General features: G+C 78.0%; 2 protein-coding genes. Both read right to left on the bottom strand.

Features of this window, described 5'->3' with window-relative positions; translation table 11 throughout:
- Positions 1-1,574: ATP-binding protein (locus tag VR44_RS42600; protein ID WP_342669331.1), on the bottom strand; the 1,574-nt coding region annotated here is incomplete at its 3' end.
- Positions 1,498-2,553 (bottom strand): AfsR/SARP family transcriptional regulator, encoded by a 1,056-nt coding sequence (locus VR44_RS48845; RefSeq protein ID WP_342669329.1) that lies wholly within the window; start codon positions 2,551-2,553, stop codon positions 1,498-1,500. The genes VR44_RS42600 and VR44_RS48845, both read right to left, overlap by 77 nt.
- Positions 2,554-2,686: the final 133 nt, after the last annotated feature.

Raw genomic sequence — 2,686 nt, forward strand, 5'->3', positions numbered from 1 at the left:
GCGGAGGCCAGCAGCCGGGGCTCCCCGGCGGCGTCCGCCAGCGCCAGCTGCGCGTCGGCCGCCTCCCGGGCGCGCGCGGCGTCCTCACCGGCCACCGCGTCCGCCAGCACCTGCAGGACCCTGGCCCGGGTGGCCCCGTCCAGCGCGCGGTCCCCGGCGAGCCGTTCCAGCCGGGCGAGGGCCGTCCGGTCGAAGAGCCCTTCCAGTCTGCTGCGCCAGGGCGAGGGCTCGGTCCACGCCCCGTAGACCGCTGCGGCCAGGTCGTCGCGGTTGGCCCGTACCGCCAGGTCCACGGCCCGCTGCCGGGTGTGGCGGGCGGCGTCGGTGGCGCCGGCCCGGACCTGGGCGCCGAGCAGGCGCACCAGCAGGGCGATGCTCGCGTCGGGATCCGCGTACGGGTCGGCGGTGGCCGCCGCGTGTACGTCGAGTGCCTGCGCGAGCAGTCCGACGGCCACGTCGTGCGCGTAACGCCGTTCGGCCAGTTCGGCAGCGCGCAGGGCGTAGTCCACGGCGAGCGGGGCGTTCCCCGGCCGGCCGGAACGGGCGAAGTGGTGCGCCAGCGCCGCAAGGTCGTCGGGGCGGTGGCGGCGCAGGACCGCGGCGACGCGGTCGTGCAGCCGGGCGCGGCGCACGCCGGTCAGATCGGTGTACACCGTGTCGCGTACGAGGGCGTGCACGAAACCGACCCGGCCGGGGCCCGGCTCGGTGAGCAGGTCGGCGGCGAGCGCCGCGTCGAGCCCTGCCAGGACCGTCTCCTCGTCCGCGTCGGCCGCCTCCACCAGCAGCGCCGCGTCCGTGTCCGCGCCCATGACGGCCACCAGGCGCAGGGCGGTGAGCGCGGCGTCGGGGAGCAGGGCCAGCCGCCGGCGCAGGACGTCCCGGACGCCCTGCGGGACCTCGGACAGGGCGACCAGGGCGCCTTCGCTGTCCAGGAGCCGGGCGCTCTCCCACACGTAGAAGGGGTTGCCGCCGGTGCGCGCGGCGATCGCGGCCACGGTGTCCGGGGAGACGGGACCGCGGCAGACCTCGGCGACGACGGTGGCGACGGCTTCGGCCGGCAGTCCGCCCAGGGAGATCCGGTGCGGGGGGCGCGGGGCGAGCTGGGCGAGGGTCTTCGCCAGCCGGTCGCCGACCTCCGCCGGGCGGTAGCAGGCGACGGTGAGGAGCGGCACGCCGGTGACCGCGGCGGCCGCCTCCAGCAGCGCCAGCGTCTCCCCGTCGGCCCGGTGCAGGTCCTCCAGGAGCACGGCTAGCGGTCGGCGGGCGGCCGCGGCGGAGAGCCAGGCGGCGAACGCCCGGTGCATGCGGAAGCGGCCGGCCGTGGCTTCGTCCCGGGTGGCGGCGGGTGCCGCGTCGGGCTCGTGCAGCAGGACGGCCAGTTCGGCCGGCGCGGCGGGGGGTGTCCGGCGGGCGAGTGCGCCGAGCGCCTCTACCCAGGCCCAGGCGGGAGGCGCCCCTTCGTATTCGGGGCAGCGCCCGACCACCACGGTCCAGTCGTCACCGGCCAGCCGGCCGGCGAACCGGGCGAGGAAGGCCGACTTGCCGGCCCCCGCCTCGCCGGTGACCAGCACCAGTCCTCCGCCCGCCCGCGCGGCGCGCGCGGCCGCCTCGGCTCCGCGCAGTTCCTCCGCCCGCCTCCGCCCGCCCGAGGAACGGCCGCGCCGCCTCGGCGCCGGCCGTCCCCGGCTGCGTCGTCCGTACGGCGGCGCCCCCTGCGTCCGAGGCGGCACGGACGGCGGTGGCCCCGCACGAGGCGGGCAGAGCCTCGGAGGCGTCGGGGCCGGGTGACGTCTCGGCGCGCAGGACGTCCAGGCGCTGCTCCAGGAGGGCCTGCTCGACACCGGTGAGGACGGGGGACGGATCGCAGCCCAGCTCCTCCCGCAGTACGGCCCTGGCGCGGCGCAGCGCGGCCAGCGCGTCCGCCTGGCGCCCGCAGGCCCAGTGGGCGAGCGCGAGCAGCCGCCATCCCTCCTCGCGCAGCGGCTGCGCCTCCACCAGGACGGCGGCCGCCCGTGCCGCCTCGGCAGGGGACCCGGTGCGCAGATCGGCCGCGACGGCGAGCTCGCGGGCGTCCGCCAACAGGGCGGTCAGCCGGGCCGCTTCGGGTGCGGCCCACGACTCGTCGGCGTGTTCCTGGAACGCCGGTCCCCGCCACCAGGACAGGGCCTCGGCCAGCAGCTCCCGGGACCGTGCGGCGGAGGCCCGCCGGGCCTGCTCCAGGAGCGCTTCGAAGTGCCAGGCGTCGACGGCCTCGTCCGGGAGCCGGAGGGCGTATCCCGGCGGGCAGGTGACGAGCACGCCGGCGGGGGTGCGCGGCGGCCGCTCCGGTTCCAGGACGCGGCGCAGCCTGGACACGTAGGCGTGCAGGGACACGGTGGCCTTCGCGGGCGGGGTGCCCCGCCACAGGTCCTCGGCGAGCCGGTCGACCGAGACCGCACGGCCCCGGGCGGCGAGCAGCCCGGCGAGCAAGGCACGCTGGCGCGGGGCTCCCAGGGGGACCGGCACCCCTTCCGTCTCGGCTTCCAAAGGGCCCAGCACTCGTATGCGCAACACGTCGGCGAATCTACCGGAGACGACCGGGACGATCATTGGACGAGGGATAAACGTACCTGTTCAGAGGTGCTTTGGGGGCCGGAACGGCGGCAGCGTCGGCGGTGCCGTTCGCGCGCGGCCGTCACGGTGTCGC

It is taken from the genome of Streptomyces katrae, assembly GCF_000966975.1.
In the GTDB taxonomy this organism is placed as follows: domain Bacteria; phylum Actinomycetota; class Actinomycetes; order Streptomycetales; family Streptomycetaceae; genus Streptomyces; species Streptomyces katrae.